Genomic DNA, 21,332 nt, shown 5'->3' on the forward strand with positions numbered 1-21,332 from the left:
TATAAAACGCGCTTAGGATACGAGAAGTAACGGTCATGAATAGCAAAGTTATTCGTCTAATTTTAGCTGGTGTCGCACTTTACGCGGTATTCGTTTTTATGGTTATTGCGTTTTACCCGGATAAACCTGAGAACATGGACTGGAAAGACCGCGAAGAATATAACCGTGTGCAAATTACCAAACTAAAACTTGGCAGTACGAGAGAAGAAGTGCTAGCCCTGTTGGGTACCCCTGATATCACCGAAGCGAAACAAGAAGGTGCGACCATTATTCAGGTCATGTTTTTTAGAACGCAGCACGTTCGCGCCGACGGTTTGACCACCCAAGATGAATGTACCCCGCTACTATTTGAAAACGACAAATTAATAGCCTGGGGAGAAGGCGCTTACTCAAGTTACCAAAACAGCTAGCCACTATGGATGTGAAAGATATCATTTCCGTCCTTAAACGGCTGGTATTTCAACCCGAACCGTCACTCTCTGCAGAGCAATGTATCAATCATTGGCTAAAAAGTGCAAAGCGTGTACTGACCTTGGTCAATAACGATCCTGCTATCGCTATTTCGGTGTTATTTTTAGACAACGACATTCCCTCTCATACACAACATGCGTTAATATTCGCGCTGTTCGGCAAACTGAATAAGTTCAATGATCATTATCTACAACACTTAATTGGTGCCTTCTTGTGTGCACACTGGTTGGCGAATGAACCCGACAGTAACGTTAATCTGACTGCCTTACGTCGTTTTGCCCAAACACGAAGTCTGGCTATTTGGAGTGATGTGATAAAAATTCACAAGCCCATGCAAATGCCTGATAAAATTAGCTATTTTATTGCCACGCCTCGATTATCAGCCGCTCAGAGGCTGTGTTTATTGGCTCATTTTTTCGCCTGTCGTAACGCCAAAATACCCGCTATTAGTTTATTTACTGAGGTGACGCAAAAAATAGCACCACATCACAGGTACTTATTACAACATCTTGCCCCTTTATTTACGCAGGCCATGCCAGGAGCGAAGGTGTTTGCTAAAGGCGTACCGGGTGTTCTCATTGACATTCAGCAACACCATGGTTTTGTTTTTATGTTAAGTGCTGATCAAGCCGACGGTCAGTGGCTCCCCCTATCTTCAGTCGCTATGCCGACGTCTTCGCATATACCTTTCGACCATTTTATCGCGGTCTATTCAGATACCGCCCAGACGCGATCTTGTAAAGGTGGAACGCCCTTTTTACCCCTCACTTTTGCTATACAATCGCCTCCGGTTGCGTTACTAGCTATCGTTGACGAGCTGCAAAAACGGGATGTCGAGATACCCACGCTTTGTGAAAAAATAGAGAAAGCGCCCAACTTCAATCAATTTTTGATACACACTGCCAGTCAGGATAACCGTCTTCAATTGCCAGTTAAAAATATTAAGCAGGCCGTAATGACTTATGGTATTGAACGGGTTGGTGATATGTTGATTCAGTTCGCATTAATGGAACGACTCACCCAACACCAATTCCCCTTAATAAATATGTGCCGCCAGTTCACTCTGCTTAGTTGTTCAATAGCCAGTTGTATTGCTAGCCAATGTGAAACCAAATTTTCTCCCCAATCAGCAGCACTGACCATGACATTTTTATGTGCTCCGCTGTTTACATTGCCGGGACTTAAAGTTGCAGCAACGCTCCCTGTTAATAGTGAAGAGAGCCTCTCAATAAACACCGCCTTTAGAGTAAAAACCACTACACCATGGCTGGCGATTGCAGGTGAGCTTGCCGGAAACTGGCACCAAAGCGCTACATGGCGAGCAGTACTTCACCACTGTAATAAGCCCTCCAGTGACGTGCCCAACTCGTTGAAAAAAGAGCACGCTATCATGCTAATTGCCTTTAATCTGGCAAAGACAGCATTGTTTAGAGGCAACCTGAAAATGATTGAACAAAACGACGCTTATAGCACCCTTTTATCTTTGCTTAAGTTGGGTCATCGCGACATGATAAAGGCCGTTGAAGACCAAACCTCATTGTTGTACTGCCCTATCTTACGCTAATAATTCCCATTGCACTTTCTGTGTTTTACTTTGATACGCTCTCTTCCTCCCCCGCCTTCAATACACTTGTTCCGTTCTAATTTCAGCAGTTAGAGGCTTGTGCCTTAGGGTGCATTGCAGAGCTCAATTTGCAGCGAACTAAGAATAAATGGCTATAACTTGCGCCCACTATCGTATAAAATACGCCAACTTTTTGTGCTGCTTTACGCAAATCTCCTACAAATTCCATTATAATAAGCAAGCAGACAGACATTGGCGCGTTTTGCTCGCCAGACTACAATTTAGTAAACCTAACGATTTTGACAACAGAATTACCAGAGGATCCCTCAACATGACTCAGCAACGCATTACAGTCATTCGCGGTGACGGCATAGGCCCGGACATTATCGATGCAACCATTAAAATTCTAGATAAGGTTGGCTGTGACTTTGCCTATGATTATGCCGACGCAGGTTTAGTAGCACTGGAAGAACACGGCGAGCTTCTACCTCAAGAAACCCTGGACCTTATTGCTAAAAACAAAGTTGCGCTTAAAGGCCCGCTTACCACTCCAGTAGGCGAAGGTTTCACGTCAATCAACGTTAGCCTACGCAAGCAATTTAAACTTTACGCGAACTTGCGTCCAGTCATGTCTTTTAAAGGCACTAAGGCACGTTACGAAGACATCGATATTATAACAGTACGTGAAAACACACAGGGCATGTACTCAGGTCTTGGACAAGTAGTGTCTGCAGACGGTAACGAAGCAGAAGCGATGAGTAAAATCACCCGTGAAGGTGCTGAAAAGATCGTTACTTTCGCCTATGAACTAGCACGCCGTGAAGGTCGCAAGAAAGTGACTGCCGTTCACAAAGCCAATATTCTTAAGTCAACGTCTGGCTTGTTCCTCAAAGTAGCCCGTGAAGTGGGTGAGCGTTACCCAGATATCGAGTCTACTGAAATGATCGTAGACAACTGTTGTATGCAGTTAGTTATGAACCCGCATCAATTTGACGTTATCGTAACCACTAACTTATTCGGTGATATCCTTTCTGATCTTTGTGCAGGACTTGTTGGTGGTCTGGGTATGGCACCGGGTGCCAACATTGGTGAAGATTGTGCTATTTTCGAAGCCGTTCACGGCTCAGCACCTGACATTGCAGGCAAAAATCTGGCTAACCCAACCTCAGTTATCTTGGCTGCCGCACAGATGCTTGAATACCTAAACATGGGTGATAAAGCAGAAAAAATCCGCTCAGCACTGAAAGACGTTATCGAATCAGGTGACCGTACAACGCGTGACCTCGGTGGAGAAGCTGGTACTACAGAATTCACTGAAGCACTACTTGAGCGCCTGTAACAGCGTACAACTATGTGTTTGCAAATGCGGGCTTAATTAGCCCGCTTTTTTTTACCCGCAAAAAACTGTACTAAAACTGGACTACCGATTTTTTAAAGTGCATTTAATATCAAACCTTGTACAACCTGTGTACACAACAACGTCTTGCCGCTTATCACGTGATAATGGCAAATACACAATGACAAGGAATGACTATGAAAACACTACTATCAGGATTAGCGATCGTTATCGCACTTACTGCTCACCTTCCCTCCGCTTTTGCTAATGATGTTATTTCGCCTTCAGGCAACGTGACAAACGCCGTTCAAGTGAACACCATCGACCTCAATACGGCATCAGTCAATGAGTTAACCATGTTACCGGGTGTCGGGCTTGCAAAAGCAGAAGCAATTATTCGTTATCGCGAAGAAGTAGGCCCTTTTTTGGAAGTGGCACAATTAACTCAAGTGAAAGGTATTGGCGAAAAAATGCTGATGAAAATCGAAAAGCTGGTTAGCGTGCAATGACTATACACTTCTAGCGTTAAAAGGGTTAAGTAAAATCCAAAAAAAGCCTGAGAAACATATTTCGCTTTCCCAGGCTTATATTTGTTTTGGCATAGTTGTAGAAGCTATTGCTTATGTTACTGTGCCGCACACTTATTTGTTATAACGGTAAATTATTCTTTGTCCGCTTTGTGTAGGTGTACATCCATTTGTGGGAATGGAATCTGTATTCCTTCTTCGTCGAAGCGCAATTTAACCTTTTCTGTAAAATCAAACTTCACATTCCAAAATTCAGCTGAGTTTACCCAAGGTCGAACAACTAGATTTACACTACTTGATGCTAGCTCTGAAACTGCTACTCTAGGAGCCGGCTCATCAAGAATTCTGTCATCTTCTGCAATGAGTTCTTCTAAGATGCGTTTCGCTTTAAGTAAATCCGCTTCATAACCTATACCCACTATCATATCAACTCGGCGCGTATCTCTCGCTGAGAAGTTAGTGATATTGCCTCCGTAAATATTGCCATTGGGCACAATAATCTCTTTATTGTCAGGTGTATTCATAGTAGTGGTAAAAATACCGATTGATACAATCGATCCCGCTGTACCACCAGCTTCTACAAAATCACCTGCTTTGAAAGGTTTGAACACTAGCAACATAATACCTGCTGCAAAGTTCTTTAGTGAATCTTGTAATGAAAGACCGATAGCAAGACCAGCAGCACCTAAAATTGCAACCAAAGAAGTCGTATCTACACCAAGCTGATCTAACGACGCCACAATAACAAATAGCATCAAGATTGCGCTAATAATTGATTCTAGAAAATCAACTAGCATATTGTCATATTTAGATTTTGCCATAAGGCGTCTAAACACTGATAAAATTAGTCCAACGACGATTCTACCGATTACATAAATCGCAACCGCCATAGCGATATTAATTCCCCAAGGTATGGCGTATTCATTTATGTACTTTTCGATATCGCTTGTAGAAAAAAGCGTAAGTTTCTCTTCCATTTTTTTGTCCTTGTCATGGTGAGTGTTGTTAAACGCGCTCAAGGTATCAGCAAATATGAAAATGACCAATATGCGAAATACTTTTTTGTGCGAATATTGTGCTAAAGTCTAAGTCACATAAGGCTTTCACTGATGACTATTTATACCAAAGTCGCTATTTATTCACGCTAACTGCAATGGAGGTGTCACACTATCACTTTGCAAATCTCGTCCTAACATTGCAAGTGTTGTCGTCAGCCAAGTATCATAGGCGTTAAAATAGATAAATTAGAACTTTATATGCGTATTCCCAGAATTTACTATCCCAGTCCTATCCCATTGGAAGAAGAATTTACTCTAACTGACGATGCGGGGCACCACATTGCGACGGTATTGCGTCTTAAACCTAACCGTCCAATCGTGCTTTTTAATGGGGATGGAAACGAATACAGTGCACAAATCATCAGCATTGCTCGTAAAAAAGTGATCGTTGAAGCTGATGCCTGTCTTTCTATTGCTAAAGAATCTCCTCTTCATTTACACCTCGGACAGGGCGTCTCAAAGGGCGACAGAATGGACACCGTTCTACAAAAAAGTGTAGAACTTGGGGTCACTGAAATAACCCCTATTCTCACCGAGCGCTGTACCGTAAAACTAGACGAATCACGGTGGGATAAAAAGCTACAGCAGTGGCAAAAGATCATCATTGGGGCTTGTGAGCAAAGCGGTAGGAACATTTTGCCAACATTAAACACGCCTATCACGTTAAATCAATGGTTAGCCAGTCCCACCAGCACCACCCGTTTGGTATTGGCGCCCGGTGCGTCACAACGATTGGTTCAACAACCCTATAACACCCATGGCTACCGTTTGCTTATAGGTCCCGAGGGTGGATTGTCTGAATCAGAAATTCACTTAGCCAACGAAAATGGCTACCAGTCGGTTAGCTTAGGACCGCGAATATTGCGGACAGAAACAGCTGCCATTACCAGTTTGAGTATCTTACAAGCGCAGCACGGCGACTTTTGATAGCAGTCTTTGTAAACCCGTTTGCTTGAAGAAAGGGGAATTGCCCCAACATATACGCTATATCGCGAGAGACTCGTGCTGTGCAAATACACAGCACGCTATAAACCATCAAAGTGAGAACATTATGCAATATACCGTCGGCGTCATCATGGATCCCATTGAAAGCATTAAGCCGCACAAAGACACCAGCTTTGCCATGATGCTAGAAGCACAACGCCGCGGCGCAAAAGTGGTTTACTTTGAGCTAAGCGATCTCTTTCTCGATAATGGAAAACCCATGGGTATGGCAAAAACGGTAGCGGTGAGAGATCAGGCTAGTGATTACTATACCATTGAAGCAGAAGAAACTGTGCACCTTGGTGACATAGACGTGTTATTAATGCGTAAAGATCCTCCCTTCGACAGCGAGTTTTTATACGCTACCCAAGTACTTTCTCTCGCACAAGAAGCAGGCGCGCTGGTCGTTAACAACCCCCAAGCGCTTCGCGACTATAATGAGAAATTATTTACCTCCTATTTTCCCGACCACATCCCGCATACGCTTGTGTCAAACAACCAACAGCGCATACGCGAATTTCACGCAAAACATCAAGACATTATTTGCAAACCATTGGATGGAATGGGCGGCGCGTCGATATTTCGCGTGAAACCCGATGGAAACAATCTTGGGGTAATTATTGAAACACTGACCAAGCTAGGTACGCGATACATGATGGTGCAAGAGTACTTGCCAGAAATTAAAGATGGCGATAAACGCGTGCTAATTGTGGATGGTGAAGTCATGCCTTATTGTCTTGCTCGCCTGCCCTCGAAAGGAGAAACGAGAGGAAACCTGGCCGCTGGTGGAACCGGTAGACCTCAGCCAATTTCAGCTACCGACAGAGCCTTAGCTGAGGCCATTGCACCTATGTTAAAAGCACACAATATTTTGTTTGTCGGTCTCGATGTAATTGGCAGTAAAATAACAGAAATAAACATCACCAGCCCAACCTGCGTAAGAGAAATTGAAGCGGCTTACGATGTTAATATTATGGGTGCGCTGTTCGACGCCATCGAAAAGCGTTTAGCTAAGCAATAACTCTCCAGACTCACACTTATTGCTTAGCAACGATTGGTGTTTGCAGTTTAAGATAGGTTGTTCTTTGGTTTACATGTTTCAGCTTTACAGGCGTACTGCCAGCGGTTAACAGTATGCCAAAGTTCAACCCCATCGCTCTGAAGTAACGCCTAACACCAATCTGCATTATAAATAGACAATTTTGTTTCGACCTTGCGTCTTAGCTGTATATAAAGTCTCATCTACTTTCTTCAGCTCATCGGTTAATGCTGTATCTAATGTGATAGATTTATAGCCACCACTTAATGTAAGCGGTATTCGTTCTTTGCCGTAGTAAAAATCCATAGTTTGGACTCTCGCACGAATGCTCTCCGCAAGAGATCTACATGTTTGTTTATCACCTTCTAGTACAAGCAAAAACTCTTCACCGCCAATACGAAACACATTCTTATCGCCCAATACTTCGATAAATAGACCTGACAACGCCTTTAATACTTGATCACCAGCCTCGTGCCCGTAATGATCGTTAACTTGTTTAAAGTGGTCAATATCAACTAATAATATAGCCGTATGCTGTTCAACAGATTGTAAAGATGAGTAAATAGATTTTAATGCCAACCTGTTATAACACCTTGTTAAAGGATCTGTAAGCGCAAACTCACTTAACTTCCATTCGTTTTGTATACGTACTTTCTCATAAGCATTAGCAAGTGCCATGATAATGCCATATGGCAACACAATGTTTATCAAGGTTTTGCTCCACGATTCGTTCGTTTCATAAATGTTATATTTAATACGCATGTAAGTGAAAAGAATGAGAATAAGAATAGATAATATGAAACCATGAGAACGGGAAACAACAAAATAGCTAACCACAGGGACTGAAAAAAACCACATGGAAACGCTTTTCTCAATACCAAAGGTAACGACAGCGGAAACAATCAGTCCAATATATGCGTAAACTATCGACCAGCCAAACCAAGGCTTACCTTTACCACAGAGTAAACTAACACTGGTATAAGCAAAAAAAGCCCCAAATAAAAACTGCGACGCTGCTACCCACCTTGTGGACAGTACATCAAAAGAGATATTATAAAACCCGGTGGCAAAACAAGAGCACAGGATGACAACACTCAATGTCAAAAGCACCTTGTTTTTAAATGAGTGATTACCCAAGTCTATTTCTGGTTTAATTACTGACATTAACCTTATCGATCAGCTTGTTTTTGCAAACAATGCTACCATTGTTCCTTTTTCAAACATAAGTTTAAGCATATATACTTTGTGCTAATAGCTGCTGACTCCGATTTCCATTAACGCCATAAAAATTCAGTCAAGGTGGCAGTGAAAGCATAAACAACTCTTTACAGAGCAATTTATATATTAGCACTAAAAAAGCGCAATCACGTACCAACGCAAAATTACGCCAACACCGTTGTTTTTCACTAGAAAGACCCAATTATTCTCTAAGATGCGGCCTTAAAGAAGACATCAAGCGTGTCACTGCAAAGAGACGTTTTCCACTAGAGTAGTGTAGATAATGCCTATAAGCTTCAATGACTTTTTTTGAGAATGAACTAAAGATAAAGACGTTAACCCCCGATGTTTTGCTAAAATTGAGAGGAGCAGAAAAGTGGGTAACAATAATAGTTCAGCCAGCTGGCGCCTTATTAACAGTGGGTATGTTATGATTTTAAAGTCGTTATGAAATAAGCTACGGTGGCATCTTCCTTAGTCTCGCCCATTAACAGACCAAACAAGAAACAAACTTGAGTAAAATGAAAAATAATATATGACGGAATTAAAAAGCCTACAGAATCACTTTTTAGTCGCGATGCCTAGTTTGGACGATCCGTACTTTTCTCGATCCCTCATTTACGTTTGTGAACACAATGCTGAAGGGGCTATGGGCATTGTGGTCAATCAACCCTCAACCATGAATGTAAAACAATTACTCGAGCAAACCGACACCGAACTCAAAGTTAGTGAAGATAAAGCCGAGCAAATTGTGCTCGCTGGCGGGCCTGTGAATCAAGAACGGGGGTTCGTTTTACATTCAGCACAAAAACCCTGGGCTTCCAGTCTAAAACTTGCTCCGGGTGTAATGGTCACAACATCTAAAGATATTCTTACTGCAATCGGAAATAACGAAGGGCCTGATGATGTATTGATCGCTTTGGGCTACGCTGGATGGACCGCAGGACAGCTAGAAAAAGAGATGCAAGAAAACGCGTGGCTTACTGTAGAAGCTGACGAAGAGATCTTATTTCACACTCCCATACACAAGAAATGGCAAGCCACTGTCAACAAACTCGGTGTCGATGTATGGCAACTGGCACCAGGAGCGGGACATGCCTGAAAGAGGTAACCGCACTATTTTAGCGTTCGATTTTGGAACCAAAAGCATAGGCGTGGCAGTAGGACAGGAAATAACGGGCACCGCTTCACCACTGGCGGCATTAAAAGCCCGAGATGGCATTCCTGATTGGTCTCAGATTGAAAAGATTTATGAGGAATGGCAACCTCACCTCGTCGTGGTTGGTCTCCCCCTAAACATGGATGGCAGCGAGCAAGAGATGACGCAACGGGCACGTAAATTTGCCAACCGTTTACACGGCCGATTTAAAGTAGCGGTAGAAGTTTGTGATGAAAGGCTGACTACCACCGATGCACGGGCGATGCTATTTGAATTAGGTGGGTATAAGAAACTGACGAAAGACAAAGTCGATAGTGTGTCGGCTTGTGTTATTTTTGCCAGTTGGAATGAGAGTCAATACGAATAAGCTAAACAGGGCTTGGCAGGTACGTGCAAACACTTACCCTTCCTATACAATTAACTTAACTGGCTTTTGGCACATTGCCAGCAACTATCAAAGGCGCTGCCATTTTCCTCGCCACACGCCGAGCATACCCAATCTGTTAAAAAGGCAGCTGACGTGTTTCCCTTGGCCTTTGTTAGGGCATCCACCACTTCTGACGCCCTGTTGAACCACGCCTCATCAAGTAGCCATAGTTCTTGCTGAGCTTCCTGCCAGGGAAGTTCACCTATCGCCCCACTGGCATATTCATTTTTAACCATATAGGGAATGCAACGGGCATCAAGCTCACTGCGCACTGCTTGTAGTTCAAAGGGATCCAGTGAAGAAAATAGCTTTTTCAAACCTTATCTCTCCTTTTCATGTTCCCTTCTCATTACCACACTAGTCATCCATGTCGATAGACACATTAGACAATGTGCCTAAGCTTGATCCGTCACTGGTATCTAACTTGATCATTAAACGCAAATCATTCGGTGAATCAGCGTGATGCAGCGCTTGTTCCATATCAATTTTGCCTTCCTTGTACAAATCATACAGCGCCATATCAAAGCTTTGCATTCCCTGCTCTTTGCCTTTCTTCATTGCTTCTTTCAAAGCGCCTATTTCATTGCGTTGAATAAGGTCGCGCACCAACGGCGAATTAAGTAAAATTTCTATTGCCGCCACTCGCCCTTTTCCATCTGGTGTGGGTACTAATTGCTGCGCGACAATAGCGCGAATGTTCAGACTTAAGTCAAACCGCAGCTTGTCATGCTGATCCTTTGGCGCTAAATGCATAATGCGCTCAATGGCCTGATTAGCATTATTGGCATGTAGCGTAGCTACACATAAATGCCCCGTATCGGCAAACGACATGGCATATTCCATAGTTTCCATTGAACGTATTTCACCAATTAGGATCACGTCAGGCGCCTGGCGCAGCGAGCTTTTTAGCGCTTCGTCAAAAGACTGAGTATCAATACCTACTTCGCGTTGGGTGACGACACAATTTTTGTGTTCGTGTACAAACTCGATAGGATCTTCAATAGTCAGGATATGCCCATAGGAATGCTCATTTCGATGACCGATGAGCGCAGCCAATGAGGTGGACTTTCCGGTGCCCGTTCCACCGACAAAAAGTACTAAGCCCCGCTTTGCCAAAATAATGTCTTTTAATACCGGCGGGAGCCCCAAATCATCAGCTTTAGGGATTTGGGTGACGATGCGACGGATCACCATGCCCGCCTGATCTCGCTGCCAAAATGCAGAGCAACGAAAACGCCCAATACCTTCTCTTACAATGGCAAAATTACATTCCTTTGACGTGTGAAATGCGTCCCGTTGCTTGTCTGTCATGGCCTCATGGACTAAGGCTAATGATTTGGTTTCATCGATAGCACCATCGGAAATAGGGGTAAGTTTGCCATTAATTTTAGCGCTAACCGGAAAGTCAGCCGTCACAAATAAGTCAGATGCGCCCTTTTCGACCATCTTTTTAAGTAATGAATCTAGCATACTGCCCTCTAAAAACTGCCCATGGATTTTTTATCGATGGATTTCTCGGCGGCGTCTTGTCGCGAGATCACGCCCATCGCCACCAGCCGCTGAAGACATTGATCCATGGTTTGCATACCGTGGGCCTGCCCCGTCTGAATGACAGAATACATTTGCGGCACTTTGTCTTCGCGTATGAGGTTTCGAATAGCCGGTATTCCCACCATGATTTCATGGGCTGCAACCCGGCCACCTCCCACTTTTTTGAGTAGGGTTTGCGATATCACCGCGCGCAGAGATTCAGACAACATCGAGCGCACCATGGCTTTCTCCTCTGCAGGAAACACATCTATGATACGGTCGATGGTTTTCGGCGCAGAGTTAGTATGCAAGGTGCCGAAAACTAAATGCCCCGTTTCAGCAGCAGAAATCGCCAAACGAATGGTTTCAAGATCACGTAGTTCACCCACTAAAATCACGTCGGGATCTTCCCTTAAGGCCGAGCGCAACGCGTTGTTAAATGAATGAGTGTCTCTGTGTACTTCCCGTTGATTGACAAGGCTTAACTTGTTTTCATGAACAAATTCAATGGGATCTTCAATGGTCAGAATATGCTCGCGCTTATGGGTATTGATGTGATCGACCATTGCCGCCAGCGTCGTGCTTTTTCCCGAGCCTGTCGCGCCAGTGACCAGCACTATACCGGTGGGCTGATTGATAATTTCCTTAAATATATCGGGAGCACCCAATTCCTCTAGTGTCAGCACTTTACTGGGGATAGTACGCAGCACCGCAGCGGCGCCGCGGTTTTGTACAAACGCGTTGACACGGAAGCGCGACAATCCATTCACTTCAAAAGAGAAATCAGTTTCCAGATTTTCTTCGTATTCCTTGCGCTGCATGTCATTCATAATTTCATAAACAAGCGCATGCACCTGTTTGTGATCGAGCGCCGGAACATTCAGCTTACGCATTTCACCATCAACGCGAATAATCGGCGGTAGGCCCGCTGACAAGTGTAAATCTGACGCGTTATTCTTAACACTGAACGCCAAAAGTTCGGTAATATCCACAACCACTTCTCCCAAACAAGGTGAATAATGCAAACAATAGCAGAAAGACTACAATGTGCACGTAAAGGCATAGAGCAGGCCACTGCCGATGCACATCGTCCACCAAATTCCGTCCAATTACTAGCGGTGAGCAAAACAAAACCCGTATCAGATATTATGGAAGCGTATGAAGCGGGACAACGTATGTTTGGTGAAAACTATGTGCAGGAAGGCGTTGAAAAGATACAGCAATTGGCCCATTTGGGGGATATTGAATGGCACATGATTGGGCCACTTCAGTCAAATAAAACGAAAGTAGTTGCAGAACATTTTGACTGGGTTCACTCAGTCGACAGGGAAAAGATTGCGCGCAGATTGAACGAACAACGCCCTCACTATGCCGCGCCATTAAACGTATGTATTCAGGTGAATATTGACAACGAAGACAGTAAGTCGGGGGTGACGTTACCAAACGTCGATGCGCTTGTTCACTTTATTGGCACTCAACCTAAGTTAGTCCTACGCGGATTTATGGCTATTCCCAAGGCCAATCCCGATCCTGAGGAACAGCACAACACCCTAACCAAATTAAAAGAATTATTCGACCATTACCATACATCACTGAGCAATTTTGATACCCTATCCGTAGGAATGAGTAGTGACATGACACAAGCCATAGCCCATGGTTCTACCATGGTAAGAGTGGGCACGGCCATTTTCGGTGAGCGCGATTACGGGACATCGGCCTAATGGCGCTTTGTCTTAGCACTCTCTATTTTGAAAAACTTTAACTGACAGGACTTACATGCAACAGAAAAAATTAGCATTTATTGGCGCGGGAAATATGAGCCGCAGCATCATCAGTGGTTTAATAAAATCAGGTTATGCAAAAGAAAATATTCTTGCGGCTAACCCATCAACGCCTAAACTCGACGGTCTGAAAGCCGAGTTTGGTATTCATACCACCCAATCTAACGATGAAGCTTGTCAATTTGCTGATGCAATCGTGCTTGCTGTAAAGCCGCAAATTATGGGAGAGATGTGTGCCCAGCTGCAAAAGAATAACGACCTTTCCGGCAAACTTTTCTTAAGTATCGCAGCAGGCCTAACGGTATCGCGACTGCAGGAAATGTTAGGTGGCGATTACCCGGTAGTGCGTATTATGCCCAATACCCCCAGTTTGTTGGGCAAAGGCATGTCTGGTATGTACGCTGAAGAAACGGTCACCGACACAGATCGTCAGTATGTCGATGACGTTATGAACAGCGTTGGCGAAACCGTTTGGGTAAATCACGAAGACGGCATTAATGGTGTTATTGCTGCAGCTGGTAGCAGTCCCGCATACTTTTTCTTGTTCTTACAATTTATGCAGGAAGAAGCCATGAACATGGGGTTTGATAAGGCTCAATCTCGATTGATGGTACAGCAAGCGATGTTGGGTGCGGCAGAAATGGTTTGTAACAACCCAGACCTTGAATTAAGTGAGCTTCGTGCCCAAGTTACTTCTAAAGGGGGCACCACTGCAGAGGCCGTCAATACCTTCATTAACGAGGGTTTAAAAGACATCGTCAGTAAATCCATGCGTGCTGCCGTAGCGCGCGCAGAAGAAATGGCAAAACAGTTATAATTAGGAAAAACAGAACATGAACGCAACGGTATTTTTGGTTGATACCCTATTCAGCCTTTACTTGATGGTAGTGATATTGCGCCTTTGGTTGCAAATGGCTCAAGCTGACTTTTACAATCCATTAAGTCAATTTGTTGTTAAAGCGACTCATCCCTTAGTCGGGCCGTTGCGTCGTATCATTCCTTCTATCGGCCGGTTTGATACTGCAACGTTCGTGCTTGCGGTTGCCGTATGTGCACTAAAATTTATCACCCTTGCGCTGATGTTTGGCGGCAATATTAACCCCGTTGGCATTGTTATTTTATCGGTAATGGGTGTAGTTAAAGAGGCCCTTTCACTTATGTTTTGGGTGCTATTACTGCGCGCAATATTGAGTTGGGTGTCTCAGGGGCAATCCCCGGTTGATTACGTTCTCTACCAATTAACCGAGCCATTTTTAGCCCCAATACGCCGAGTTATCCCTCCCCTGGGTGGTCTCGATTTATCGGTTCTTATTGCCATTGTTGCACTGCAGTTTTTGCAACTGCTTATTCAAGACTTCCTTCCGATGTAACGACGCCAGTTGGCGCGTTACATTGACAAGACAAAGGTAAAAGTGATGAAACAACTAGCAGCAAAGATGGCCATGACGCTTATCGGGTTAATGGCGGTATTAAGCTTCAATGCGCAGGCAGAACAAAAGCAAACATTGGGCGAGTGGGACGTGCATTACATGGTGGTAAGCACACCCTTTCTAACTGCGGATGTGGCAGCAAGCTACGGCATTGTGAGAAGTAAATTCAACGCATTAGTGAATATTTCCGTACTCGACAAAACTTCAGGAGAAGCACAACGCCTTAACGTATCAGGCAACGCGACAAACCTATTGGGAAATAGCCGCCAACTCTCCTTTAAGAAAGTAGAAGAAGGCGATGCGATATATTACCTTGCCGTACTGCCCTTTCGCGATCAGGAAACCTTTAGATTTACTATTAATGTAGCTGACGGTAAACGTCAGGAAACACTTAAATTCCAACAAAAAATGTACGTCGACGAGTAGCATCGCTTCACGGTCAGATACAATCGATCACCAAATAATAAGAGCACCACTATGAACAGCCCATACCCGCACTTACTGGCTCCATTGGATCTTGGTTTCACCCAACTGCGCAATCGAACGTTAATGGGGTCGATGCACCTGGGGTTAGAAGAGGAAAAAGGGGGCTTCGACAAGCTTGCTGCGTTTTATGCCGAACGCGCAAAAGGCGGAGTTGGGCTAATAGTAACCGGTGGAATTAGTCCAAACATATCAGGCTGGGTAGCGCCTTTCGCTGGCAGAATGACCCGTTCAAGCCACGCCAAGAAGCACCGCGTGATCACTGAAGCCGTGCACGCTGAAGGGGGAAAAATATGTATGCAAATTCTCCATTCAGGGCGCTATGGTTATCACCCTCTGGCTGTTTCTGCTTCTGCCATGAAGTCTCCTATCACCCCTTTTAAACCCCGCGAACTCTCTTCTCGGGGTGTAAAAAGTACCATTAAAGATTACATCAAGTGTGCAAGTTTAGCGCAGGAAGCGGGCTACGATGGCGTCGAAATCATGGGGTCGGAAGGCTACCTGATCAACCAGTTTTTCTGTGAACGCACTAACCATCGCAATGATGAATGGGGCGGTAGTCTTGAAAACAGAGCGCGGTTGGCTATTGAAATAGTCAAAGGTGTGCGAAAAAAGGTGGGTAGCGACTTTATTATCATTTATCGCCTTTCCATGTTGGACTTAGTGGAAGGAGGCGCGACATGGGATGAAGTGGTTTATTTGGCCAAAGAAATTGAAAAAGCCGGCGCGACATTGATCAATACGGGCATAGGCTGGCACGAAGCACGTGTACCAACCATTTCAACTTCCGTTCCCCGTGCCGCGTTTACCTGGATAACCCAGCGCATGAAAAAGGAAGTCTCGCTGCCCTTGGTTACCACCAACAGAATCAACACCCCAGAAGTGGCTGAATCTGTCTTGGCAGAAGGGCATGCCGACATGGTGTCAATGGCAAGACCTTTCCTTGCCGACGCACACTTTGTGACGAAAGCACAGCGAGGCGAAGCTAACCTCATCAACACCTGTATAGCCTGTAACCAAGCATGTCTGGACCATGCTTTTGAGCAAAAGCGTGCCAGTTGTTTGGTCAACCCGCAAGCTTGCTATGAGACCGAACTCACTTTCCCACCAGCCACGACCAAGAAAAAGCTTGGCGTAGTGGGCGCTGGCCCCGCGGGGCTGGCTTTCGCCATGTATGCTGCCGAGCGCGGCCACGACGTTCACCTGTTTGACAAAGCGCCCGATATTGGCGGGCAGTTTAACTACGCCAAACAAGTGCCTGGCAAAGAAGAATTTTACGAAACCTTGCGTTATTTTAAGCATCAACTGGCGCGTACCGGCGTGTCTGTACACTTGAATACGCAAGTGACCGTAGAGTCACTACAGCAAAACCAGTTTGATGAAATAATTTTAGCTACGGGTATTGCGCCCAGAGCTTTAACCATTGAAGGTCACGACCACCCTAAAGTCATGGGGTACCTCGACGTACTTCGCGACCACAAACCTGTAGGTCAAAAAGTGGCGATCATTGGTGCCGGCGGCATTGGCTTCGACGTAGCAGAATATTTGGTTGAACAGGAACATTTAACCGAAAACAAAGACAAGTGGTTAGCCCATTGGGGGATTGATAAAGACTATCAGGCTCCCGGTGCGTTAAAAGAAAAAGCAATAGAACCCACGAGCCGAGAAGTATATTTGCTTCAGCGCAAGAGCACAAAGGTGGGTAAAGGATTAGGTAAAACCACCGGCTGGATCCACCGTCAGTCACTTAAACACCACAATGTGCAAATGATAAACGGGGTGAGCTATCAAAAAGTGGATGACGAGGGCTTGCACATTCTCGTAAATGATAAGCCCAAAGTATTGGCGGTAGATAACGTCATCGTGTGCGCAGGACAGAATCCATTTAAACCCCTTCACCAGCCCTTAGTTGATGCAGGCATGACAGTACACGTGATTGGCGGTGCCGATGTGGCAGCTGAACTGGACGCTAAGCGGGCCATTCGCCAGGGCGCTGAGCTGGCATCCAGTATTTAATCACACAAAAGAAAATCAACGATGGCGCTTCATGCGCCATCGCCTTGATGACTTACCAGTTATACATCGCGCCGTCTTCTAGCCGGTTGACCGGCAGATACGCTCGCTTATAGGGGAATTGAGCGGCCTTTTCTTCGTCAATATCTACGCCGTGACCGGGTTTCTCACTGACCAGTAAGTACCCTTCTTCAAAACGATAATCGTGAGGAAACACCTCATTGGTTTTATCAGTGTGAAGCATGTATTCCTGAATACCAAAATTGGGCACCCAAGTGTCAAAATGCAGGGCTGTCCCTATAGTAACTGGGCTTAAGTCTGTCGCGCCGTGAAAACCTGTCCGAACGTGATAGAGTTCTGCCAGATGCGCGATCCTACGCAAGTGGGTTACCCCACCAGCGTGTACTATGGTTGTACGAATATAATCAATTAACTGCTCGCTTATCAATTGCTGACAATCGTGGATAGACGAGAACACTTCACCTACAGCAATTGGCGTAGTGGTATGTTGACGAAATAATCTAAACCCCTCTTGTAACTCTGCTGGCACCGCATCTTCAAGCCAAAATAGCTTGTACGGTTCCAACGACTTACCTAATTGAGCCGCTTCAATGGGTGTACAACGGTGATGCGTATCGTGCAATAGGTGGTGATCATAACCAAAATTATTGCGTAAGGTTTTAAAAAGCTCAGGCACACTATTGAGGTATTTCGACGTCGACCACACGTTTTCTGAAGGCAACTCACCGTCAGCAGGTTCGTAGTACATTTTGTCTTTTGACACGCCGTACGTACTGGCTAAACCAGGCACCCCAGTTTGCGCTCGAATGGCCTTGTAACCTTTATCAATATACTGCCCCACCTCTGCTACTGTGTCTGCAATGGTCTTACCGTTGGCATGCCCATATACCATGACCCCATCCCGACTTCGCCCACCCAGTAGCTGATATAAGGGCATATTCGCGACTTTCGCTTTTATGTCCCACAGTGCCACATCCACTGCTGCAATGGCTGTCATGCCTACCGGTCCGCGACGCCAGTACGCCCCCCGATAGAAATATTGCCAGATATCTTCTATTCGTCGCGCATCTTTACCCATCAGGCAGGGCAAAATATGATCTTCTAAATAACTCGCCACTGCCAATTCCCGCCCGTTAAGCGTAGCGTCTCCAATGCCATAAACACCGTCTTCAGTGACTATCTTTAACGTAACGAAATTTCTATCTGGGCAAGTAATAATGACTTTGGCGTCAATAATTTTCATGGTTAATTCCTATGTAAGCGGACCGATTTTAGGATGCTACAAATGGTAGAAACGCTATCGTTCCATGTGCCAATGCAATGGCGCTAATCTGTCTTGCTTGCCACGCGTTTGATGGCAACAGTGATTGTCGATGGGGTCAGCCCCTCTGCCTGAGCAGAAATGGTTATGAATCCCGACGCTTCTCCTTTCTCCGCCGCGCCTGGTTCTGCACGTTCACTCGGTTTTACACGTATGATAGCAAGGACCTTGCCGCTGAACGCATTGCGCGATGCTGACGGGAAAGGCGTGAAATTTGTACTGTCCCCGTTGTCGGTCGCTACAATCTGGGCATTGTCACTTACCATGAAAGTAACTTTATGAGAAGCATCGGGAATGGTTCTTTCTTCACTGTCTACAATATCGGCGGTGACAAAAACCAAGTCCAAACCATCACCGCGAATGACAGATCTGTCAGATGTGAGTTTGATTGATGAGGCTTTATCGGTAGTGTGAACAACGCTTTCAGCCCAGAATTTACCCTTTTTATAAGCAACCGCCCGCAATGCTCCTGCTTCGTAAATCACATTATCGAAGCGAAAGCGATAAGTGTTAGGGTGCAACCGTTTACGCCCCTGTGATTGTCCATTGAGAAAAAGCTCAACTTCATCACCTGAGGAGAAAACATGTACCGGTGTGACTTGCCCAACTCTATCTGGCCAGTTCCAATGAGGTAATATATGCACCATGGGCAATTGAGGTCGCCACTGACTTTGATAAAGGTAAAATCGATCTTTCTTAACCCCCGCTAAATCGATAATGCCCGAATAGGAACTGCGGGAAGAATAATAAGGAGTGGGCTCACCGATATAGTCCCACCCATTCCAAACGAATTGACCCGCAACATAAGGATGGTTATCAAGATAACGGAACACTTTGTCAGCCGATGAACCAAAATCTACCGCATGCAGTTCATAGGAGCTAACTTGCTTTGTTTCACTGTTTCCCCCTAATCCGTCACGCACCGGCGCACTTTCATCCTCTGTCACAGGGAAATAATAAACCCCTCGCGAACTAAAAGCAGACGCCGTTTCGCTTGATAAAATTACTTTACCGGGATGCTGCTGGTGAAATAGAGGGTAAGAGGGGGGCGTTCTAATCCGCTCAGTGCCTTCAAATTCAGGGCGTTGACGGATACCTTCCCCCTGATAATTGAGACTGATGAGATCGAGTGCGTGACTAAAAGGAAAATCTGCTTTAGCCCAATTTTTAGAAGCGGTAACTGGACGCGTTGGATCTTCTTGTTTTACGATATTTTTAAGCGCATATGCTACCTCTGCGCCCTCTTCACCGCTATATTGTTCCCCAACCTCGTTCCCTATATACCACATGATTACAGAAGGGTGATTTCTATCACGCCTAACTAAAGCGCGAAGATCCTGCTCATGCCAATCTTTAAAAATTAGGTGGAAATCCAGTGGCGTTTTCTTTTTATACCAACTGTCAAAAGACTCATCGAGCACCAAAATGCCCATTTTATCAGTAAGCTCAAGCAGCTCTGGTGCCGGGGGATTGTGTGCCATACGAATGGCGTTCACGCCCATTTCCTGCAGCATTTCCAGTTGTCGTTCTGCCGCCCGCAAGTTAAACGCTGCGCCAAGAGCCCCTAAATCATGATGCTGATTCACCCCTTGCAACGCGATGGGTTGATGATTAACTAAGACACCCACATTTGGGTCAAATGTCAGCGTTCTCACACCAAAAGGCGTTGTGTATTCATCTATCGTTTTGCCATTCTCAATGATCTTAGTAATAACAGCATAGCGATGGGGTGTTTGCTGCGGAACAGGTCCCCATAACTTGGGGTCTTTGAGCTCAGCAGTCAGTGTAATAGGTGTTGACGTATTACCTGCAACCCTGACCTTTTGTTCGGGGAAGGCTGCTACCTCAGTGGGACTGTATTGTCCATCAACGCTAAGCTCATATACCTTATTTTGCACAGTGACTGTGCTGGCATGCGCTGCTGTATTGTCAATGGATACGGTAAGTTTCAATTTAGCTGACGCGTCAGATATGTCAGAAGTCGTTATCTGAGTTCCCCATTGACTGACATGCACAGGCGCTGTCTTCACTAGCCAAACATTGCGGTAGATCCCACCCCCTGGATACCAACGAGACGAAGAAGGCGGATTGTCCAGTCTGATAGCGAGTTGGTTCTTCCCTTGTTTATTAATATAAGGCGTTAAATCAAGTCGGTAAGAGCTATAACCGTAAGGCCACCCTCCCACCAAATGTCCATTCAACCACACCATGGAATAGGACATCGCGCCGTCTATATCAAGGTAAATTTGTTTCCCCCTATCTTGCGGAAACAGCGAAAAGGCTTTCCTGTACCAAGCCACGCCAGGACTAGGTAATCGCCCCATTCCTCCGCCCACTTCGGGGTTATCTCCCGTGTAAAAAGGCCCCTTAATTGCCCAGTCGTGAGGCAAGTCTACCGCTTCCCACTGACTGTCATCGAACGACGCTTGAACAAACGGAAAATCACTACCGGGGTGTCCTTCAGGGCGCCGATGACGTTTGGCTTCGTCAGCCAAAAAAACATTGCCTGTGGGCAAAATCCAAGCTTTAAGTATCGATGCATGCTTAACAACGGCTTCCGCTTCTGTGGGCTTCGCATCTGCGTTGACGCTATCATCAAAGCCACGAACGGTAGGCCGTACATCATAAATAAGGGGGTCCGCAAGATGGGCATCAGGGTATTTGTAGAATTGCCAATTGTGATTTAAAAGTGTTCTTTGCCGAGTTTCAGCGTGAGTTGGGAAAGAATTTAGAAAGAGCAACGATACCCATATCAACACCAAACGCCCAACCATTGCAAATACCCTAAATGTAAATTTTTAGAATCACTTAGGGTATGCGCAAATGAAGTCACTGTTAATTTGATGGCTAGTAATCGTAATGGGAAAACCAGTTTTCTCAAGCCTGATAAATTCAGTGTGTCAGGATACAGTGTGCGATGAAGGTGCAACTTGCAAAGAAAACAAGACTAAAACTGAATAGCGATGGCTA

20 protein-coding genes are annotated in these 21,332 nt (G+C 45.1%); 13 read left to right on the plus strand and 7 right to left on the minus strand.

Translation table 11 applies throughout. The features are described 5' to 3' along the window. Positions 1-35 precede the first annotated feature (35 nt). The 4 genes from ACMCM8_RS12285 to ACMCM8_RS12300 all read left to right on the plus strand — a co-directional run bounded on the left by ACMCM8_RS12285 (position 36) and on the right by ACMCM8_RS12300 (position 3,880). Positions 36-410 (plus strand): DUF3192 domain-containing protein, encoded by a 375-nt coding sequence (locus tag ACMCM8_RS12285; protein ID WP_412722907.1) that lies wholly within the window; start codon positions 36-38, stop codon positions 408-410. 5 nt (positions 411-415) lie between these two features. Next, positions 416-2,035 carry a histidine kinase gene (locus ACMCM8_RS12290; protein ID WP_412722908.1) on the plus strand — a complete coding sequence of 540 codons (1,620 nt, stop codon included), beginning with the start codon at positions 416-418 and terminating at the stop codon, positions 2,033-2,035. Positions 2,036-2,366: 331 nt separating this feature from the next. Further along, positions 2,367-3,374, plus strand: a complete 1,008-nt coding sequence (locus ACMCM8_RS12295; protein WP_412722909.1) for an isocitrate dehydrogenase — start codon at positions 2,367-2,369, stop codon at positions 3,372-3,374. Between the two features lie 194 nt (positions 3,375-3,568). Continuing rightward, the gene (locus ACMCM8_RS12300) at positions 3,569-3,880 is read left to right on the plus strand and encodes a ComEA family DNA-binding protein (protein ID WP_412722910.1); all 312 of its coding nucleotides are present in this window, start codon (positions 3,569-3,571) and stop codon (positions 3,878-3,880) included. Positions 3,881-4,032: 152 nt separating this feature from the next. Here ACMCM8_RS12300 and ACMCM8_RS12305 read toward each other — a convergent pair whose 3' ends face one another. After that, positions 4,033-4,875 carry a mechanosensitive ion channel family protein gene (locus ACMCM8_RS12305; RefSeq protein ID WP_412722911.1) on the minus strand — a complete coding sequence of 281 codons (843 nt, stop codon included), beginning with the start codon at positions 4,873-4,875 and terminating at the stop codon, positions 4,033-4,035. Between the two features lie 279 nt (positions 4,876-5,154). Here ACMCM8_RS12305 and ACMCM8_RS12310 point away from each other — a divergent pair, with 279 nt between their 5' ends. Beyond that, on the plus strand, positions 5,155-5,883 hold the full coding sequence (locus ACMCM8_RS12310) for a 16S rRNA (uracil(1498)-N(3))-methyltransferase (RefSeq protein WP_412722912.1): 729 nt from the start codon (positions 5,155-5,157) through the stop codon (positions 5,881-5,883). A gap of 124 nt (positions 5,884-6,007) precedes the next feature. Then, a complete protein-coding gene (gene gshB, locus ACMCM8_RS12315; protein ID WP_412722913.1) occupies positions 6,008-6,961 on the plus strand; it encodes a glutathione synthase in 954 nt (317 codons plus the stop codon). A gap of 165 nt (positions 6,962-7,126) precedes the next feature. On the opposite strand, the gene ACMCM8_RS12320 is transcribed toward gshB, so the two are convergent. Then, entirely contained in the window at positions 7,127-8,143 is a 1,017-nt protein-coding gene (locus ACMCM8_RS12320) for a GGDEF domain-containing protein (RefSeq protein ID WP_412722914.1), read from the minus strand. 589 nt (positions 8,144-8,732) lie between these two features. Between ACMCM8_RS12320 and ACMCM8_RS12325 the strand changes: the two genes are divergently transcribed. Next, the gene (locus tag ACMCM8_RS12325) at positions 8,733-9,299 is read left to right on the plus strand and encodes a YqgE/AlgH family protein (RefSeq protein ID WP_412722915.1); all 567 of its coding nucleotides are present in this window, start codon (positions 8,733-8,735) and stop codon (positions 9,297-9,299) included. Further along, positions 9,292-9,723 carry a Holliday junction resolvase RuvX gene (ruvX, locus tag ACMCM8_RS12330; protein ID WP_412722916.1) on the plus strand — a complete coding sequence of 144 codons (432 nt, stop codon included), beginning with the start codon at positions 9,292-9,294 and terminating at the stop codon, positions 9,721-9,723. The genes ACMCM8_RS12325 and ruvX overlap by 8 nt, the downstream gene beginning before the upstream one ends. 50 nt (positions 9,724-9,773) lie before the next feature. On the opposite strand, the gene ACMCM8_RS12335 is transcribed toward ruvX, so the two are convergent. From ACMCM8_RS12335 to ACMCM8_RS12345, 3 genes are read right to left on the minus strand one after another with little or no spacing between them, the layout of a single operon-like run. Continuing rightward, a complete protein-coding gene (locus ACMCM8_RS12335; protein ID WP_412722917.1) occupies positions 9,774-10,100 on the minus strand; it encodes a DUF2007 domain-containing protein in 327 nt (108 codons plus the stop codon). Positions 10,101-10,140: 40 nt separating this feature from the next. Then, positions 10,141-11,253 (minus strand): PilT/PilU family type 4a pilus ATPase, encoded by a 1,113-nt coding sequence (locus ACMCM8_RS12340; RefSeq protein ID WP_412722918.1) that lies wholly within the window; start codon positions 11,251-11,253, stop codon positions 10,141-10,143. Between the two features lie 8 nt (positions 11,254-11,261). Further along, a complete protein-coding gene (locus tag ACMCM8_RS12345; protein WP_412722919.1) occupies positions 11,262-12,305 on the minus strand; it encodes a type IV pilus twitching motility protein PilT in 1,044 nt (347 codons plus the stop codon). Between the two features lie 27 nt (positions 12,306-12,332). On the opposite strand from ACMCM8_RS12345, the gene ACMCM8_RS12350 reads away from it, so the two are divergent. The 5 genes from ACMCM8_RS12350 to ACMCM8_RS12370 are packed head-to-tail and all read left to right on the plus strand — an operon-like array spanning position 12,333 to position 17,023. After that, a complete protein-coding gene (locus tag ACMCM8_RS12350) occupies positions 12,333-13,034 on the plus strand; it encodes a YggS family pyridoxal phosphate-dependent enzyme (RefSeq protein WP_412722920.1) in 702 nt (233 codons plus the stop codon). Positions 13,035-13,089: 55 nt separating this feature from the next. Continuing rightward, the gene (proC, locus tag ACMCM8_RS12355) at positions 13,090-13,911 is read left to right on the plus strand and encodes a pyrroline-5-carboxylate reductase (RefSeq protein ID WP_412722921.1); all 822 of its coding nucleotides are present in this window, start codon (positions 13,090-13,092) and stop codon (positions 13,909-13,911) included. A 16-nt stretch (positions 13,912-13,927) separates the two neighbouring features. Further along, entirely contained in the window at positions 13,928-14,464 is a 537-nt protein-coding gene (locus ACMCM8_RS12360; RefSeq protein WP_412722922.1) for a YggT family protein, read from the plus strand. Between the two features lie 45 nt (positions 14,465-14,509). Continuing rightward, complete coding sequence (locus tag ACMCM8_RS12365) at positions 14,510-14,950, plus strand: DUF4426 domain-containing protein (RefSeq protein WP_412722923.1); 441 nt, start codon at positions 14,510-14,512, stop codon at positions 14,948-14,950. A 51-nt stretch (positions 14,951-15,001) separates the two neighbouring features. Beyond that, the gene (locus tag ACMCM8_RS12370) at positions 15,002-17,023 is read left to right on the plus strand and encodes an FAD-dependent oxidoreductase (RefSeq protein WP_412722924.1); all 2,022 of its coding nucleotides are present in this window, start codon (positions 15,002-15,004) and stop codon (positions 17,021-17,023) included. Between the two features lie 52 nt (positions 17,024-17,075). On the opposite strand, the gene manD is transcribed toward ACMCM8_RS12370, so the two are convergent. Both manD and galB read right to left on the minus strand, forming a co-directional pair. Beyond that, positions 17,076-18,284, minus strand: coding sequence for a D-mannonate dehydratase ManD (manD, locus tag ACMCM8_RS12375; RefSeq protein ID WP_412722925.1), 1,209 nt, complete (start codon positions 18,282-18,284; stop codon positions 17,076-17,078). A gap of 83 nt (positions 18,285-18,367) precedes the next feature. Then, positions 18,368-21,136, minus strand: coding sequence for a beta-galactosidase GalB (galB, locus tag ACMCM8_RS12380; protein ID WP_412722926.1), 2,769 nt, complete (start codon positions 21,134-21,136; stop codon positions 18,368-18,370). Positions 21,137-21,332: the final 196 nt, after the last annotated feature.

This window comes from Alteromonas sp. D210916BOD_24, assembly GCF_047159385.1.
Classification (GTDB): domain Bacteria; phylum Pseudomonadota; class Gammaproteobacteria; order Enterobacterales; family Alteromonadaceae; genus Alteromonas.